Origin of the sequence: Isachenkonia alkalipeptolytica, from assembly GCF_009910325.1 — a bacterium.
Taxonomy (GTDB): Bacteria; Bacillota; Clostridia; order Peptostreptococcales; family T1SED10-28; genus Isachenkonia; species Isachenkonia alkalipeptolytica.
In genome coordinates, this window is sequence record NZ_SUMG01000018.1 from 1 (window position 1) to 17,801 (window position 17,801).

At 38.9% G+C, this 17,801-nt stretch carries 18 protein-coding genes; 17 read left to right on the forward strand and 1 reads right to left on the reverse strand.

Features of this window, described 5'->3' with window-relative positions; all coding sequences use genetic code 11:
* Window positions 1–229: 229 nt before the first annotated feature.
* The 7 genes from pssA to ISALK_RS11820 all read left to right on the forward strand — a co-directional run bounded on the left by pssA (window position 230) and on the right by ISALK_RS11820 (window position 7,781).
* Window positions 230–739: a CDP-diacylglycerol--serine O-phosphatidyltransferase gene (pssA, locus tag ISALK_RS11790; protein ID WP_160722540.1), complete on the forward strand. Its 510-nt coding sequence runs from the start codon at window positions 230–232 to the stop codon at window positions 737–739.
* A 57-nt stretch (window positions 740–796) separates the two neighbouring features.
* Window positions 797–1,348: a DUF6648 family protein gene (locus ISALK_RS11795; protein ID WP_160722542.1), complete on the forward strand. Its 552-nt coding sequence runs from the start codon at window positions 797–799 to the stop codon at window positions 1,346–1,348.
* Between the two features lie 113 nt (window positions 1,349–1,461).
* Entirely contained in the window at window positions 1,462–2,226 is a 765-nt protein-coding gene (locus ISALK_RS11800) for a class I SAM-dependent methyltransferase (RefSeq protein ID WP_160722544.1), read from the forward strand.
* 158 nt (window positions 2,227–2,384) lie between these two features.
* Complete coding sequence (gene rlmD, locus ISALK_RS11805; RefSeq protein ID WP_160722546.1) at window positions 2,385–3,749, forward strand: 23S rRNA (uracil(1939)-C(5))-methyltransferase RlmD; 1,365 nt, start codon at window positions 2,385–2,387, stop codon at window positions 3,747–3,749.
* Window positions 3,750–4,145: 396 nt separating this feature from the next.
* Window positions 4,146–5,318, forward strand: coding sequence for a trans-sulfuration enzyme family protein (locus tag ISALK_RS11810; protein ID WP_160722548.1), 1,173 nt, complete (start codon window positions 4,146–4,148; stop codon window positions 5,316–5,318).
* A 152-nt stretch (window positions 5,319–5,470) separates the two neighbouring features.
* Window positions 5,471–6,571 (forward strand): tRNA 2-thiouridine(34) synthase MnmA, encoded by a 1,101-nt coding sequence (gene mnmA / locus ISALK_RS11815; RefSeq protein ID WP_160722550.1) that lies wholly within the window; start codon window positions 5,471–5,473, stop codon window positions 6,569–6,571.
* A 787-nt stretch (window positions 6,572–7,358) separates the two neighbouring features.
* Window positions 7,359–7,781 carry a thioesterase family protein gene (locus ISALK_RS11820; protein ID WP_160722552.1) on the forward strand — a complete coding sequence of 141 codons (423 nt, stop codon included), beginning with the start codon at window positions 7,359–7,361 and terminating at the stop codon, window positions 7,779–7,781.
* A gap of 51 nt (window positions 7,782–7,832) precedes the next feature.
* Here the strand turns inward: ISALK_RS11820 and ISALK_RS11825 are convergent, their stop codons facing one another.
* Window positions 7,833–8,318, reverse strand: coding sequence for an endolytic transglycosylase MltG (locus tag ISALK_RS11825; protein WP_160722554.1), 486 nt, complete (start codon window positions 8,316–8,318; stop codon window positions 7,833–7,835).
* Between the two features lie 210 nt (window positions 8,319–8,528).
* On the opposite strand from ISALK_RS11825, the gene lepB (ISALK_RS11830) reads away from it, so the two are divergent.
* From lepB (ISALK_RS11830) to nth, 10 genes are all read left to right on the forward strand, one after another.
* Window positions 8,529–9,050 (forward strand): signal peptidase I, encoded by a 522-nt coding sequence (gene lepB, locus ISALK_RS11830; protein ID WP_160722556.1) that lies wholly within the window; start codon window positions 8,529–8,531, stop codon window positions 9,048–9,050.
* Between the two features lie 25 nt (window positions 9,051–9,075).
* A complete protein-coding gene (locus ISALK_RS11835) occupies window positions 9,076–10,737 on the forward strand; it encodes a nucleoside kinase (RefSeq protein ID WP_160722558.1) in 1,662 nt (553 codons plus the stop codon).
* 24 nt (window positions 10,738–10,761) lie between these two features.
* Window positions 10,762–11,679 (forward strand): glutaminase A, encoded by a 918-nt coding sequence (gene glsA, locus ISALK_RS11840; protein ID WP_160722560.1) that lies wholly within the window; start codon window positions 10,762–10,764, stop codon window positions 11,677–11,679.
* Window positions 11,680–11,796: 117 nt separating this feature from the next.
* Entirely contained in the window at window positions 11,797–12,420 is a 624-nt protein-coding gene (locus tag ISALK_RS11845; protein WP_160722562.1) for an ArsR/SmtB family transcription factor, read from the forward strand.
* A gap of 61 nt (window positions 12,421–12,481) precedes the next feature.
* On the forward strand, window positions 12,482–12,952 hold the full coding sequence (gene lepB / locus ISALK_RS11850) for a signal peptidase I (RefSeq protein WP_160722564.1): 471 nt from the start codon (window positions 12,482–12,484) through the stop codon (window positions 12,950–12,952).
* Window positions 12,953–13,073: 121 nt separating this feature from the next.
* Window positions 13,074–14,138 carry a tRNA epoxyqueuosine(34) reductase QueG gene (gene queG, locus ISALK_RS11855; protein WP_160722566.1) on the forward strand — a complete coding sequence of 355 codons (1,065 nt, stop codon included), beginning with the start codon at window positions 13,074–13,076 and terminating at the stop codon, window positions 14,136–14,138.
* A 195-nt stretch (window positions 14,139–14,333) separates the two neighbouring features.
* Entirely contained in the window at window positions 14,334–15,401 is a 1,068-nt protein-coding gene (gene tdh / locus ISALK_RS11860; protein WP_160722568.1) for an L-threonine 3-dehydrogenase, read from the forward strand.
* A gap of 78 nt (window positions 15,402–15,479) precedes the next feature.
* Entirely contained in the window at window positions 15,480–16,667 is a 1,188-nt protein-coding gene (locus tag ISALK_RS11865; RefSeq protein WP_160722570.1) for a glycine C-acetyltransferase, read from the forward strand.
* Window positions 16,668–16,838: 171 nt separating this feature from the next.
* Window positions 16,839–17,120 carry a DUF503 domain-containing protein gene (locus ISALK_RS11870; RefSeq protein WP_160722572.1) on the forward strand — a complete coding sequence of 94 codons (282 nt, stop codon included), beginning with the start codon at window positions 16,839–16,841 and terminating at the stop codon, window positions 17,118–17,120.
* 27 nt (window positions 17,121–17,147) lie between these two features.
* Complete coding sequence (gene nth, locus ISALK_RS11875) at window positions 17,148–17,789, forward strand: endonuclease III (protein ID WP_160722624.1); 642 nt, start codon at window positions 17,148–17,150, stop codon at window positions 17,787–17,789.
* The last annotated feature ends 12 nt before the right edge of the window (window positions 17,790–17,801 follow it).

Genomic DNA, 17,801 nt, shown 5'->3' on the forward strand with positions numbered 1-17,801 from the left:
ACTATAAAAACGAGCATTAGAATACTCGTTTTTAAAGAAATAAATGATATGAAACCCTGTATTTTTTAAGATTATTAGACAGGTCTTATTTAACTTTACAAAGTCTCATTTAGTTCTACAATTGACCGATTTGAATTAAATTTACATTTTACTAGGAATTTTGGTGGAAATAGAGTAAAATAGTGAGGGAGTAAGAAAAGCAACAATAGAGATTTGAGGTGAAAGATGTATGAAGACCCATTTGCCAAACTTACTTACTTTTGGGAATCTTTCTCTAGGGATCCTTGCAATTATAAGTGTCTTTTCAGAGGATTATACCCTATCATCAATTTTGATTATTTTAGCTGCCTTTATGGACCGGTTTGACGGACAACTGGCAAGGAAACTGGATGTGGAAAGCGAAATCGGAAAGCAGTTGGACTCCTTAAGTGATTTGATTTCTTTTGGGGTGGCACCGGCAATTTTAATATGGAGTTACAGCCTTCAGACCTTTGGATTTATCGGAATTATTATTATTGTAATATTTGCGATAAGCGGGGCTTATCGATTGGCTAAGTTTAACGTCACAGATTTTGCCGGAACTTTTAGTGGTATACCCATCACTTTAGCCGGAGGAATCGTGGCTCTCGTAACGTTGTATTCCATTAACTACTACATGCACGATTATGTGGTGCTCATTATTGTTCCGTTGCTTTCTTATTCCATGGTCAGTAAAAAAATCCACTTAAAGAAAAAGTGAAGGCTCCTTTCGGGGTCTTTGATTTCGGTAATGGAAAACCAGTAAAGGGTGTTTAGCGTGAAGTACATTCATGGAGAAAATATTTTTGATAAATTTCGAGAAAAACGTGAAAGCTTAATTATTATGCTGAAAAATGGGGATATTTCTAAAAAAGAATATATTGAAGAGACCTATTATTATATCAGAGAACAGGAGATTAAACCCTTTAAGATTGTGGATAATTTTAATAAAGCGGTGTTTAATTATCAGTACTATAATATGATGGCGAAATATTCCAAATTAAAGGCTAAGGAAATTCAAAAATTCGGGAAACATTTTCAGCAGATGAAAAACCATTTTGAAAAGGTTAATTATTATTATCACAAAAAAAATCAAACTACTTTAAAAGCCCTAGAATTAAGAAATTTTGAAAATGTGGAAGCTTATTATATCAAAGTGAAATCAATACACTTGAAGAATAAGCTTTTTGAGATTGTGTTTCATGAAGATGCGAAAGTAGTTTTCCATTCCAACAGTGAGTGGTTAGCGAAACGTCTTGAAGAAGAGGGAGTTTTTTCCTGTGGGAAAAAACAATCGGTTATTGAAAGCTACGTTAATGAACGGTATTAATTTCCATGCTTGAGTCTATGATAAATGGGTAGAATAACAATATCATACCTGATGCTACAAAATGTACAACAAAGTACAAATATCAAACCTTAAAGGAAGTGGAGGATGATAAGATGTATAAGATTAAAAGTGCAGAGAAGTTTCTATGGGATGGTATTGACCTGGAGGGAAAAAAAGTATTAGAAGGAGGAACCAGCTGGGGAAACACTACGGATCTTATTGCGAAAAAAGTTCGTGAAAACCAGTGGTCCACAGAGTTGATTTCCATCGATATCGATGACAGCCACTTTGAAGAAATCGAAGAAAGGCTTCAAAATGATTTTAAGAGCTTATCTCTTCGAAGGGGAGATCTTAGTAATTTGGATTTTATTGACGATCAATCCATCGACGTAATTATTTGTAATTATACCCTATCCTCTGTAGATCAGTTTCCCATGCGGGCACTAAGCGCCCTGAAGGAATTTTATCGGGTATTGAAACCCGGGGGGGACCTTCTGATCACGGAAGAGATGCCTATTTGGTCTGTGGATTCTACATCCTATCCCTACTGGTCTAAGAGACTTAGAATCATTAAAAGCATAAGTGTTTTACGGGGAATGTCATATTTTAATGAGATTCACCCGAAGGATTTAGAAGTATCCCTTATTACCACAGGATTCAAAGATATTATCTGGAATGAGTTTACTGAAAAGATCAATGCTGAGAGGGCAACGAAATTTCTCGATAAAAGAAAACAGACTTTGATTAAAGGCTCCGATGATTTAGAAAATAAAAAGGTTAATGACGGCCTGACGGAACTGACGGAGGAGCTGGTCAAAGAATTTTCCGGAACTGAGGAATTTTCCGCCCCGGGCTATGTATTAAGAGGGAGAAAATAAAGTATTATGAAGAGGCCGGAGGGTCTCTTCTTTTATGAGTAAAAATAAGATGAAAAATCATAGACTGACGAGGCGCCATAACAATATTATGGTAAACCAAACCAATGATTGAATGGCGAAGTATGGTAAAATTCTTTGTAAGATAAGGAGGCGTAGTATTGAAAAAAGGAGAAGTATATGAAGGAATTGTTGAAAAACTTAGGTATGGTGGAAAAAGTCAAGTACTCCTGGAAGGGGAAATCGTAGAGGTGAAAAACGTGTTACCCGGCCAAAAAATTCGCCTTCGGGTAACAAAAAATCGACGAAACAAAAAACAGGGAAAGGTCTTGGAGGTTCTTGAATCTTCCCCCCTGGAAACTGAAGAGACCTGTAAACATTTTGGTCGTTGCGGCGGTTGTTTTATGCAGTCCATCCCCTATAAAGAGCAAGTGAAAATCAAAGAAAGTCAAATTCGAAGTCTTTTCGAGCAGGAAAATATCGAAGTTAAAGAATTTTTGCCGATTAAAAAAAGCCCGAAGGTTTTTGAATACCGAAACAAAATGGAGTTTACCTTCGGGGACGAAGAGAAAAATGGTCCCATCACTTTAGGGATGCATAAAAAAGGTCTGCATCACGATATAGTTACGGTGGATGATTGCCGAATTATGGATGAGGATTTTCGAAGGATTCTGGTAACGGTGTTAAATTATGCGAAGAGAAATAGTTTGAGTCAGTACAACTCCATGAGGCATGAAGGCTTTCTTCGTCACTTAGTAGTAAGAAAAGGGTATTATACCGACGAGATAGTCATTCACTTAGTAAGTACTACCCAGGATCATCACAATTTTGAGATTTTAGGCGAGGAGCTTCGAGAATTAGAACTGAAGGGAAAGATTGTTGGATTTCTTCACTCATTAAATGACGGATTGGCGGATGTTGTAAAAAGTGATGAAATGCGAGTAATCTTCGGCAATAAAGAATACCGGGAAAAACTTTTTGATTTAACCTTTGAAATTTCCCCCTATTCCTTTTTTCAAACCAACACATTAGGGGCGGAAAGTCTTTATGAGGAAGTGATTGATTTTCTAGGAGACATAGAAGGGAAAACCGTATTAGACCTCTACTCTGGTACGGGAACCATTGCCCAGGTTTTGGCAAAGGATGCAAAGAAAGTGATAGGCATAGAATTGGTGGAAGAGGCGGTGACAAAAGCCAAGAAAAATGCCGAGATAAATAAATTAGATAATTGTACCTTCATCCCCGGGGACGTAAAGGCAAAGATGCAGGAAATTCCGGAAAAACCGGATGCATTGGTAATCGATCCTCCAAGAGAAGGCATCCATGATAAAGCCCTAGGAGACATTTTGTCTTATCAATTAAATGAAATGGTTTATGTGTCCTGTAATCCCAAAAGCCTGGTGAAGAATTTAAAAACTTTTCAAGAGGCGGGATATAGGGTTGAAAAAGCACGGGGAGTAGATCTTTTCCCTCATACGGCCCATGTTGAAGTCGTAACACTACTTACTAAGAATAACGAAGCTTAGTAAGTAGATGGCAGTGAAAATCACCAAATCAAGAATTTGAGATTTCCTTGCATAAGTTCGTCTACAACTCCTTTGTCGTTGGACGAGCTAATATACGTCTCATGTCAAGATTCCCCAAGAAGACCTGGGTGATTGGATAGGAATCGATTACTGAAGTCGTAACACTACTTACTAAGAATAACGAAGCTTAGTAAGTAGATGTACGTCTCATGTCAAGATTCCCCAAGAAGACCTGGGTGATTGGATAGGAATCGATTACTCTTAAATGAGTTAGTTTCTATATAGATGTATAGTAAGCCATTCGAGGAAAGTTGACAATGTTGAAAAAGTTCCATACAATAAAGAAGATTAAGAGTTATCAAAATAATGGGACTATAATCATTTGGAGGGATTAAAATGCAAAAAAATACGGAAGTTATTCATGCTAAGCAAAAGCTTGACAAGGAAACCGGATCTCATATCAGTCCATTGTATCAAACCTCAACCTATGTTCTTCCGGATTTTGATGAAGCGGTGCGTTTGAATCAAAATATTGATCAGGGGTTTGTTTACAGTCGTTTCGGGAATCCCACCGTGGATGAATTCGAAAAGAAGGTTGCCCATCTGGAACAAGCAGAAGCAGCCTTGGGAACCGCTTCAGGATTGGGGGCTATTTCTACCGCTGTGCTATCCCTGGTAAAGTCAGGCGATCATATGATTTTTGGGGATGTGATTTATGGCTGTACCTTTGCTCTTTTTACAAAGATTCTTCCGGATTTCGATGTAGACTACAGCATTGTGGATACGACTGATGTAAGTGCCGTCCGTAGTGCCATAAAGCCCAACACAAAACTGATCTATATAGAAACCCCAGCGAATCCCACATTAAAAATATCGGATATTAAAGAAATCGCAAAATTAAAGAATAAAGGGGACTCTCTTCATTTGATAGTAGACAGCACCTTTGCTTCCCCCTACCTTCAAAATCCCGTTGTTCTTGGTGCAGATTTGGTAGTGCACAGCGCAACTAAATACTTAAATGGCCATGGAACAGTAACCGCCGGAGTAATTGCAGGGAAAAAATCCTTGGTTGATCGATGCCGTATGCCCTATATGCAGTGTTTTGGAGCCGTATTGGATCCTTTTGGGGCTTGGACAATTATGCAAGGCATGAAGACCTTAGGTGTCCGTATGGAGAAACACTGTGAAAATGCCATGGAGGTTGCAACATACTTAAAAAATCATCCCAAGGTAGATAATGTCTACTACCCCGGCTTAGAGGACCATCCCGGCCATGAAACTGCCAAGGAACAAATGGGGGGATTTGGAGGAATGATGAGTGTGGATATTAAAGGGGGAGTAGAAGGTGTTCGAAGGATGCTGAATAATATGAATGTTTTTAGCCTTGCCACAAGTCTTGGGAATGTGGATTCTCTTATACAACATTCACCTTCCATGAGTCATTTTGATATGACAAAAGAAGAGCGGGAAAAGGTGGGGATTTATGAGGGACAAATACGTCTTTCTGTGGGAATAGAAGATGTCCAGGACTTAATTGAGGATTTGGAACAAGGCTTAAGAAGGGTTTGATCAACTGAGAGAAAGTATATAGGATAAAAAGAGTTAGCCCTTTGGGCTAGCTTTTTTCTTTGAGGGAGGTCCCCTTTTCTATAAAAAGTGGCTTTTTCAAGGGTTAGTTTCATGTTATAATGATATTTGTGAAAGTTTTAAGGAGGATGAAAATGAAAAAGAAAGAAGATATAAAAGTTGTTGTAGGGATGTCGGGAGGTGTTGATTCCTCTGTCGCGGTACTCTTACTGAAACAGCAGGGATATGACGTCGTAGGAATCTTTATGAAAAACTGGGATGAAGAAGCCTTAGGAGGAGAATGCACCGCCACGGAGGATTATGAGGATGTTCGAAGAGTCTGTGGGAAAATCGGCATTCCCTATTATACAGTGAACTTTGAGAAGGAGTACTGGGATAATGTGTTCACCTATTTCTTAGAGGAGTATAAAAAAGGCAGAACTCCCAACCCTGATGTAATGTGCAATAAAGAGATTAAATTCAATGTATTCTTAAAATATGCAGAGTCCATTGGTGCAGATTATTTAGCGACAGGACATTTTGCTCGAATTCAGTATGAAAATGGTTACTATGCACTTTTAAGGGGGGCAGATCCTAATAAGGATCAAACCTATTTTCTTAACACGTTGGGACAGGAACAGTTGTCCAAAGCCATGTTCCCTGTGGGAGAGCTTACAAAACAAGAAATACGAGAGATTGCAGAGAAACATGAACTAATTACTGCGGATAAAAAAGACAGCACAGGAATATGCTTTATCGGAGAACGGGACTTTAAGGATTTTTTAAGCAATTATCTACCGGCTACCCCGGGGAAAATGAGGACGATTACCGGAGAGGTAAAGGGAGAACATGACGGGTTGATGTACTATACCCTCGGGCAACGAAAAGGCCTTGGCATTGGCGGATCTGGCTCCGGTTCTGGAGAACCCTGGTTTGCAGCCCATAAAGACCTGGTTCATAATACTTTATATGTGGTGCAAGGAGCCAACCACCCGGCATTGTTTTCGAAGGGTTTATATGCCAGTGATTTGAGCTGGGTAGAAGGAATCTCCCCCGGGACAACAATTCAGTGTACTGCGAAGTTTCGCTATAGACAAAAAGACCAAAAGGTACTGGTAAAAACCATGGAAGATGGTAACTGTAAAGTCATTTTTGATGAGCCGCAAAAAGCGGTTACACCGGGGCAGGCAGTTGTGTTTTATGAAGGGGAAAAGTGTCTGGGCGGTGGAATTATTGATGAGGTGTTTCACTATTAAAAGATGATAGATAAGAGCAAGTATATAATTACAGAAGATATTTAAAAGGATAAGAGTGTATCTTATCCTTTTTTTGGTGTATGCCCGGCATGGACGATAACTTGGCGGTGAAGGTACACTGTGGGCTTGGTAGCGGGAACCACTAGCCGGGGGCAAGGGCGTCCTCGGCGAATTCTAACCCGAAAGCCAAATCTAAGCAAGGTACTGAAAAGCTACTGGAGCGAATTCTCCACAAGTGAAATCTCTACGAAGCGTGCAAAAGAGTCAAGAGAAACTAAGGAAAACATGGAGTAGACGGTATGGAGGTAGAAGATCTCCTGCCATACCTAAAAGAGAAGGTAGACTCACTAATCTAAGAAATACTCGAAGGGAAATATGAGCCCAAACCAGTGAGAAGAGTTGAAATTCCCAAGGATAACGGTAAGATGAGACTGTTTAGGATACCGACGGTAATCGACCGAATGATCCAATAGTCCAATACTAAATAAAACCATAACTAATCAATGACTGATTAATCATGGTTTTAAAAGTTTATCCAAACAGCACAAGAAAATTAGATTGTCATAGTAGAAGCGCCGTATACGAGATCCTTATGTACGGTGCTGTGAGAGGTCGGTGAATGAATTAATCATTCACCTCCTACTCGATCAATAGAATTCTGATTATTAAAACCACATTGAAAACAAACTAAGTCATCAAGGGAAGAATTGCTTGTGTGAAATGTCTTTTTCAAGGTATATATATAATAAGTAATTTATTCTACAAATATATTGTTAGGAGGGATTATATGTTTAGAGTAAACTTGGAAGTAGGAAAAACCCATCATGTACAAAAGCGAGTGCAGTATGAAGACTCATCGGTGAGTTTTGGAAGGTCAGGAATAGAAACTCTATTTTCAACAACCGCTTTGGTACAGCTGATGATTCAGGCAGCTGTGGAATTAGTAGGAGAGAATATCCCCAAGGATTACGTCAGTGTTACACAAAAAATGGAATTCACTCACTTGGCACCGACCCTCCAGGGAGTGTTTGTTACCGCAACTGCTGAACTGGTGGATATGGACCATAATGTGCTTAAATTCAAAATCACCTGTCATGATGAGTTGGGAAAGGTAGCGGAAGCTACACAGACCAGACATATTGTAAACAAGCAAGGCTTAATAAATCGGGCCCATAAACGGGCGGAGATGTTGGAGGAGAAAATTCAATAGCAGCATGAAAACAGCATGAAAATAATCCGTTGAGGCCGATGCCTCAGCGGATTAAAGACTGCTTTGGATTAATATCTGAATAATTTCTTCTATAGTCGAACCAGTGGGAACGTCAAAGGTTCCCGGTCTTAAACGGTGCGAAACATTTAAGTTTTCCGTTGTCTCAACAAACTCTAAGGAACTCTCTACTAAGTCTTTTCCGTGTAGCACATCTCCCACATCGGAGGCGGTGGCTCCTCGTGGGATATGAATAGTTACGGTTTCACTATCCTCTTCATTTGCTGACTCCTCATGACCGGCGGATTTTTCTTCTTCCGAGTCATCTCCTGTAGTGTTTTGTTCCCCTTCGTCTTCACTTTCACTTATGACGGGTTCGCTTTCTGGAGAACTCCCGTTGTTCGATGAACCGATAAAACTGGATAGATTCTGGTCAAAAAAAGTGAAGTTTGTCCCTATGATAAAGATAATAACCATTATTACCAATAAAGATAATAGCAGATCCGTATGATCATATATAAGGTCTTTGATTTTTTCCATGTCTTTGATCCCACTTTCTTTTATTGGTTTAGTATCTTTTAGCCCTATTTTAAAATGTTATATATAATATATCATATTTTTAAAAAAATTTACACCGGCTCTTTCAAATAAAAAGTATTTAACCCTGAGAATGATGGGCTTTATATTGATTTGAGAAATAACTAGTGATAGAATAAATAGAATAGTGAGAAGTAGAATGGAGGACCGAATATGAAAAAAGAAATTTTAGAGTGGGTAAAAACGATTATTATATCTTTAATTATCGCTCTAATCATTACCACGTTCATGAAACCCACGATCGTAAAGCACTATTCTATGCAACCAACCTTGGATGAAAATGATTTTTTGATAATTAATAGGCTGCTTTACACAAGAGGCACTCCAGAGCGGGGAGATATCATTGTTTTTGAATCCAATCAAGTGGATGTAAACGGAGATGCGAAATTACTCATCAAAAGAATTATCGCTTTGCCCGGAGAGGAAATTTCAATTCGGGGGGGGCAGGTCTATATTGACGATGAGCTTTTAACAGAACCCTATCTTGAAGACGATTATACCCATGGAAATGTCCATCAACTTATTCCTGAAGATAAACTTTTTGTCATGGGGGATCACCGAAATAATAGTTTAGATAGTCGCAATGAAGAGTTAGGATTGATTAATTTTGAAGATGTTGTGGGAAAAGCTTTTGTAAGACTTTATCCCTTCAGTGAAATCGGCAGCATAGAATAATAGCAAAGGAGGAATGGTTTTAGAAATGGAAAATCAAAGGATAACCTTAACCTTACCCAATGGAGATAAGAAGCAGTACCTTCAAGGGATAACCTTTGAAGAGGTAATAAAAGATTATTCGAACAATGGAGAAAGCATTGTTGCGGTTCTAGAGGATTGCAAACTCCGAGAGCTAACAGAAAAAGTTGAAAAAGATTCTGAGATCTCTTTTGTAGATATTGTAAACCCCATTGGGAACCGAATTTATCAGCGGAGCATTTCCTTTGTTTTTATTCGGGCTGCTATGGAGCTGTTTTCAGGTTGCAAGGTATCAGTGGAACACTCAATAAGCAAGGGCCTCTATTGTGAAATTCAATATAAAAGAGACTTGGTTGAGGAAGATATACAAAGAATAGAGGAGCGAATGAGCGAAATCATAGCAGAAGATGTGCCTTTTGAAAAAGAAAAAGTTTCTGTAGTTGAGGCGAAAAACAACTTTGAAGAATATGGGCAAAGGGGTAAAGTCAATCTTTTAAAGTACCGGGAAAAACCTTACATTAACCTTTATAAATGTGGATGGTTAAAAAATTATTTTTACGGATATATGGTGCCCTCAACGGGTTATCTTAAAAAGTTTCGTCTACAATATTATAAACCCGGCATGGTACTCCAATTTCCTACAATCAATAATCAGGGAGAGGTTCCAAAGTTTATTGAACAACCGAAATTGTTTAAAATATTTCGGGAGTCGGAAAAATGGGGAGAAATTCTTGGGGTCGACTATGTATCCTCTTTGAACGACCTGGTGGTATCAAAGCAGGAAGGAAAGTTCATCCGAATTGCGGAAGCTCTCCATGAAAAAAAAATAGCCAGAATTGCGGATGAAATCACAAAGGATCTTACCCATAGAAAAGTGATTTTAATTGCAGGACCCTCCTCTTCAGGAAAAACAACTTTTGCCGAGCGCCTAGCCATTCAGTTATCAGTGAATGGATTGGAACCGGTAAGTATATCCTTGGATAATTATTTTGTGAACCGAGAAAAAACACCCTTGGATGAAAATGGAAACTATAATTTTGAGTCTCTTTATGCTATTGATATCGAATTATTTAATCACGATTTGAAAAGTATTTTAGCAGGAAAGAAGGTTTCTTTACCAACGTTTAATTTCCATACAGGAAAAAGGGAATATAACGGTGAAAGCATACAAATTAAAAAGGACCAACCGATTATTCTAGAAGGGATACACTGCTTAAATGATGAACTGACCAAGGAAATTGATCCGAGAAGCAAATATAAAATATACATCAGTGCTTTAACTCAGTTGAATATTGATGAACATAATCGAATCCCCACCACAGATCTTCGATTAATTCGAAGAATCGTTCGGGACCATAAGTTTCGGTCTAACGATGTGGAAACCTCTCTTGAACTTTGGAAATCCGTTCGCAAAGGAGAAGAGGAAAACATTTTTCCTTTTCAGGAACAAGCGGATGTGATGTTTAATTCTGCTCTGTTTTATGAGTTGGGGGTCTTGAAAAAGTATATAGAACCCTTGTTACGGCAAGTGGACGCTTCCTCGAAGTATTATCCCGAAATTAAACGGTTACTTAAATTCCTTAATTATTTTGTGGTCATTCAGGATGAGGAAAACATTCCGAAAACTTCAATACTCCGGGAATTTATCGGTGGAAGCACGTTGCATTAATTAATTAATTAAGGAGGAAAGAACATGCAGGAAGTCATAAAGAGTATTATTGATGACAATCGAAAATACATTGAAAACGGCGTTTTACCCGAATATATTCCGGAGTTGAAAAAAGCAAAAAAAGACGCCTTAGGTATGAGCATTGTTACGTTGGACGGTGAGGAATACCATGGGGGGGATTATCAATATAAGTTTACGATTCAAAGTATTTCTAAGGTGATTTCCTTACTCCTTGCCCTGGAAGAAAAAGGAGAAGCCTACGTTTTTGATCGGGTAGGCATGGAACCTACAGGAGACCCTTTTAACTCTATGGTAAAGCTGGAAACGGTAATGCCTTCAAAACCCTTTAACCCTATGATCAATGCAGGAGCCATTGCGATCAGTTCCATGATTGAAGGACGCAGTTCTACCGGGAAAGTAGAAAAATTATTGGCGTTTTTTAGGCAAATAACCGGAAATCCGGCGTTAACCATCAACGAAAATGTGTATCTTTCTGAAAAAAGAACCGGGGATCGGAATCGGGCAATGGCATATTTTATGAAGGATGTGGGAGTGATTGAAAAGGATGTGGAAGGCAGTTTAGATGTGTATTTTAAACAGTGTTCTATTGAAGTGACCACGAAAGATATCGCTCGAATAGGAGCGTTTTTGGCGAATGATGGCATCGACCTCAAGACAGGGAAAGTGTTAGTCGATAAAAAATACATTAAAATTGCTAAAACCTTTATGTTTACCTGCGGAATGTATAACGCCTCGGGAGAATTTGCCATTAATGTTGGTATACCAGCCAAAAGTGGGGTTGGAGGAGGGATTCTAGCTACGGTACCGGGACAAATGGGCATCGGAATTCTAGGTCCTTCCTTAGATCAGAAAGGGAATAGTGTTGCAGGGGTTCAAATGATCAAAGACTTATCAGAAAAATACAAATTGTCCGTATTTTAAAACAATAAACTTTGACAAAATCCTTAAAAAGTAATAAAATTAGAGATAATACATATTACTTGTTTTATACATTTAATAATTTCCATATTTACTATAAAATTATAAGGTGGTAACGTTATGAAAGATATTATGGTTTTAAGAGAGCTTGAACAGATCAAAGCAATCAGTCACTCTTACCGGGTAGAAATTCTGGAGTGCTTTGAAGGAGATGAACCTCAAACAGCCAAGCAAATAGCGGAAAAGCTAGAAGAGCCCCATGCGAAAATCAATTATCATATTAAGAGTCTGCTTAAAGTCGGTATTTTAAACTTGGTGGATGAGCGGGTGAAATCAGGAATTGTTGAAAAGTACTATCTGCCTGCTGCAAAAGTGTTGATGATCGATAAAAACTTTATTAAAAACGGTGGGGATGAACTAACTCAATCTATTAACCAAGCGTATATTTCTATTTTTGAGAAAATCAACAGCGATTTTTATAAAAACATTGAGGTTGCCGAAGCTTCCCGATTTATTAACCAATACAGCGATTATTACCTTACCAAGGAAGAGGCCAAGGAATTAATGAAAAAAGTCGAAAATGTGATGGTGGATTTTTTAGATGATAAAAGAAAAAACAATCGGGAGAATGTGATTCCATACAACTTCGCGGTATTAGGTTTAAGTAAGGATCATCGGGGTAAAAAAATAATATCAGAAGAAGAAACGGAGTCATTGGATACTATTGTTGATAACAATGTTTAAAAAACAAGAATTATAGTATTGGATGGTAAAGCCCTCGACCATATAAAGGAGGGATTTGAAAATGGGAAAAAAAACTAATAACAAAGCTATTGTTTTTTTGACTGCAATTGTTATTATCTTAACAGCTCTTGTGCTCTTAGACACTTATCTTATCTCAACGGTGACCGTAAGAGGAGACTCTATGAAACCCTCCTTGAGCTGTGGGGATCGATTACTGGTGGATATTAGTTCTAGGGTTGTTAAGGAGATTGATTATAAAGACATTGTAATTTTCGAGTCCCCGAAGGATCCGGATCAAAACTTTGTCAAACGGGTGATTGCCACAGAAGGTCAGGAGTTTAGCATATCTGAAGGCGAATTAATCGTTGATGGAGAGAATCTTTGTGAGGATTATATAGAGTGCGATGACTACCGCTTTAAAAATTATAATGTTGTAAGTGGTGTTGTACCGGAAAATAAGGTATACTTACTGGGAGATAATCGAAATTCCAGCAACGACAGCAGAAATTTTGGATATATAAGCACCAACTGAATTCGCGGGAAAGTAGTGGCCAAGTTTTGGCCCTTAAGTGAACGGGAATGGTATAGTCCGTAAAATTAAATGAATAATTACAGGGAAATTAAAGCGAGGACAAAGGCAGGTTGAATGATGAATGGAAATTTCTTTCAGGCAATTAAGGCAGGAAGCAAAACACCAAGGGTTTCCTATTATAGGAACTTTAAAGCCTCATTACTTTAAGGATTTAAAAGAAATCCTTACAAGATATGTTGACGAAGGTTATACCTTTGAATTTAATAAAAAAAGCATCGAAGAAAAGTGCGACCCGTTTTTAACCATGGAGAATTGCAAGACCATAGTAGTTTTAGGGCTTCCCTATTATAGCGAGTCCAACACAATTGATATATCTCATACAACACCCGATACTTTTCGAGGAAGACTTGCTAGGACCGCCTGGGGGGAGGACTATCACCGGGTCTTTCAAAGGAAAATGCAAAACCTGGGAGAGGCCTTGGGGAAAAATAAACCCGGAGTATCTTATCAGTCCTATGTGGATACCGGTCCTTTAGTAGAGCGTTTCTTAGCATCTAAAGCCGGCTTGGGGTTTTATGGTTACAACAACCTATTTTATCACCATGAATACGGCTCCTATGTCTTCTACGGTTATATGTTAATCGATTTAGAGGTTTGTGATGTGCCGGGAAATGAAAAAAAATCATGTCACGGTTCTGTTTGTGAAAATTGCAACAAATGCATTAAGGCGTGTCCGGGGCAAGCCATTGTTAAGCCCTACCGACTTAATGCATCTCGCTGTATAAGTGGTATTATGCAAAAAAAAGGGGTCTTATCCGATGAAGAAAAAGCCCTGATGGGCAATCGGATATATGGATGTGATGTATGTCAGGAGATCTGTCCCTATAATAAAGAATTGAAAAGTTCTTCAGACCCTGCTTTTATTCCTGGAAATCCCCCGGCATTCCCGGATTTAAGGGAGTTGTTAGGGGTATCCAATAAAGAATTTATAAGAAAATACGGCAATAATGCCAGTGCTTGGAGGGGCGCTAGGGTGCTGAAAAGAAATGCATTAGTCGCTTTGGGAAATATTGGAGATCCTGGGGCTATGCCATATATTTTTCCCTTTATCAACGATACTAGAGAGGACCTTAGGGATGCGGCTCAATGGGCATTGAAAAAACTTGAAACAGAATCAAAGGAATAAAAATTCACTTAAAAAGAATAATTTTAATTTTACAACATTTTTAAAAAATGAGGAGAAATCCTCTTTTTTATTGTATGATATAAATAAGCATCAAAGTTTTACTTGTGCTTTATAAGATGATGTGATTGATATGAAGCACATGATTTTAGGCTAATAATATTGTGATCAATTAAAATTAGTATGAGGAGGATGTTTATGAGTCAGTCAATGAATGTCGTTATGAAGGAAAAGGCGGAAAAAGGTGGAGTTTTCACAACAAAAGAGATACCGGTTCCCAAGAGTAATGAAGTTCTGGTAAAAATCCATGCCACTTCCATTTGTGGTACCGATGCTCATATTTACAACTGGGATGAATGGTCTCAAAGTCGAATAAAACCACCCTATGTTATGGGCCATGAATTTGCCGGAGAAGTTGTTGAAATTGGCAAAGACGTAAAAGCCATTAAACTTGGGGATATTGTTTCCGCGGAAACCCATATTGTTTGTGAAGTTTGTGAGTTTTGCAAGACCGGTCAAGCCCATATTTGCAAAGACACACAAATTCTAGGGGTGGATGTAGACGGGACTTATGCAGAGTACGTAGCGATTCCTGAAGCCAACGCTTGGGTAAATCCTAAAGGTGTTGATCCGGCATACTTAGCAGTTCAAGAGCCATTAGGAAATGCTGTCCATACCGTTATGGAAGGTGAAATCGTAGGGAAGTCCATTGCAGTAGTAGGGTGCGGTCCGATCGGTATTATGTCCGTAGCTGTTGCTAAAGCCGTAGGAGCTTCTAAGGTGATTGCCGTAGAGGTTAATGAATATCGATTGAACTTAGCAAAGGAACTGGGTGCTGATGTAGTAATCAATCCGATGGAAGAAGATCCGATTCAACGGGTGTTAGATGAAACAGATGGTTTAGGTGTAGATATTGTAGCGGAAATGTCAGGAAATGCTAGGGCTATCGACCAAGGATTAAAATACTTGAAGCTCGGTGGCAGGATGTCCATGCTAGGGATCCCGAATGATAAAATTTCCTTAGATGTGGCGAATGATATCGTATTTAAAGGTATTACCATTCAAGGAATTGCCGGGCGTAAAATGTACAAAACCTGGTATCAGGTTAAGGGATTGATTGAATCCGGAAATTTAGATTTAGAGCCGATTATTACTCATCGGTTACCCATGGAAGATTTTGAAAAAGGCTTCGAATTGATGGAGTCGGGAAATTGTGGTAAGGTGGTACTGTATCCGGATTCATCTGTTCTGGAAAAGTATAAGTAACAACTGAGGGTACTAACTAATGAAAACATTAACTGATAATTGATTAAAACACACACTATTGTGTAAGGAGGCTTACAAATGTCAAACGTACATGAACTACAGTTTATCAAAGATCAAATTGAAGACTTAAAAAAAGACGGGGTATACCGAAAGTTGCCGGTTCTTGAGGGAGCCAATGAGTCGGAAATCTTATTAAACGGAAAAAAGGTTATCAACCTTTCTTCCAATAATTATTTAGGTTTTGCCAATCATCCGAAGCTAAAGGAAGCGGCAATAAAAGGCGTTGAAGAGTATGGAGTGGGTTCCGGTGCGGTACGGACCATTGTTGGAAATATGGACATTCATGAGGAGTTGGAAAAAACCTTAGCGGAGTTTAAGCGGGAAGAAGCAGTAATGGTATACCAATCGGGATTCAACTGTAATGCGGGAACCATTCAGGCCATCACAGGTAAAGGGGATCTGATCATTTCCGACGAGTTAAACCATGCAAGTATTATTGACGGAGCGAGACTCAGTCGTGCGGATAAAACGGTTTATAAGCATGCCGACATGAAAGATTTAGAGCGGATACTAAAAGAAAAGCGGGATCAGTACACCAATGTATTAATAATTACCGACGGGGTTTTTAGTATGGATGGTGATATTGCACCCTTGCCGGAAATCGTAGAATTAGCAGAAAAGTACAAAGCCATGACCTATGTGGATGATGCCCATGGATCCGGGGTACTCGGAGAAAGTGGACGGGGTACTGTGGATCATTTTGGACTTCACGGACGAGTGGACTTTACTATCGGAACCTTGTCAAAAGCAATTGGTGTTGTAGGTGGTTATGTTGCAGGAAGTAATACGATGAAGGAATGGTTAAGCCATCGGGGGCGACCTATTCTTTTCAGCACATCCTTACCTCCCGCCGCAGTCTGCGCTATTTCAGAAGCAGTAAAACTATTGATGAGCACTACGGAATTTACTGATAAACTTTGGGAAAATGGTCGGTATTTCAAAGATCGAATGAAGGAAGCTGGCTTTGATATTGGTAATAGCGGTACTCCCATCACACCGGTAATGGTAGGGGAAGAAGAGGTAACCATGAAATTCAGTAAAGGATTGCTTGATAGAGGAGTTTTTGTATCGGGAATTGTATTTCCCACAGTGCCCAAGGGTACGGGAAGATTACGGTGCATGGTAACCGCTGGTCATACAAAAGAGCAGCTGGATCAAGCAGTGGAAACCTTTGTGTCCGTGGGAAAAGAAATGGGAGTAATCTAAGAAATAGTCATATTTTTCGTTTTCATGAAAAACCGGCCCAGTGCCGGTTTTTTCATACTTTTTCATCATATGGGAGAAGTATCACAGTAATATAAAGAATTAAGCAACAAAGGTTTTCATTTCCCGTAGAATTCATTATAATAGAGAATAGATAAAAAAAGAGGTGATGAAATGGTTGTAGGGATTTGCAGTATTCAATTGATCATGTTTGAGAATCACTCCTTGAAGGAAAAGCGGCATCTGATCAAAAGCATAATAGAAAAAATCAAACACCGATACAATGTTTCCATCGCAGAAGTTGGTGAGCATGAAAAATGGCAGCGCTCGGAGATTGGAATTGCCTGTGTAAGCAATGATAAAAAGCATGTGGACGGTGTTTTGCAAAAAATCATAAGTTACATCGATCAGGATGGCCGATTTGATATGGAGATTTCACAGTATGAAATTTTTTAAAGGGTGGTTGTGATGAGAAAATATAAGCTGAATAAAGAAGAGATCAAAACTGTACTGGAAATACTGAAGAAAAACTATCCCGATGCAAAAAGCGAATTAAGTTTTAAAAACCCATTTGAGTTATTAATTGCCACGATTATGGCGGCTCAATCCACGGATCGACAGGTGAACATTATTACAAAAAAACTTTTTGAACTATATCCGAGCCCAGAAGATATGGTAAAACTTTCGGAAGAGGAGTTAGGAAAGCTGATTAAGAGTAGCGGTTTTTACCGGAATAAAAGCAAAAATATATTGAAAGCCTGTGAAATTTTATTGAAAGAACATCAAGGAGAGGTTCCCAAAACCCGGGAAGAACTTGTAAAGCTACCGGGGGTAGGGAGAAAAACCGCGAACGTGGTAATAAGCAACGTTTTTGGACAGGACGCCATTGCCGTGGATACCCATGTTTTTCGAGTAACGAACCGCATCGGTATCGTAAAAGCAAAAACGGTAGAGGCCACGGAAGAGGAATTAATGAAAAAAATCCCGAAAGATTTATGGTCGGAAGCCCATCACTGGTTTATACTTCATGGAAGAAGAGTATGTAAGGCCCGCAAGCCTCTTTGTGAGATCTGTGAACTTCGTCAGTACTGCATATATAATCGAAAGCTCAGGAATGAATCCTAAGTTGAAAGGAGT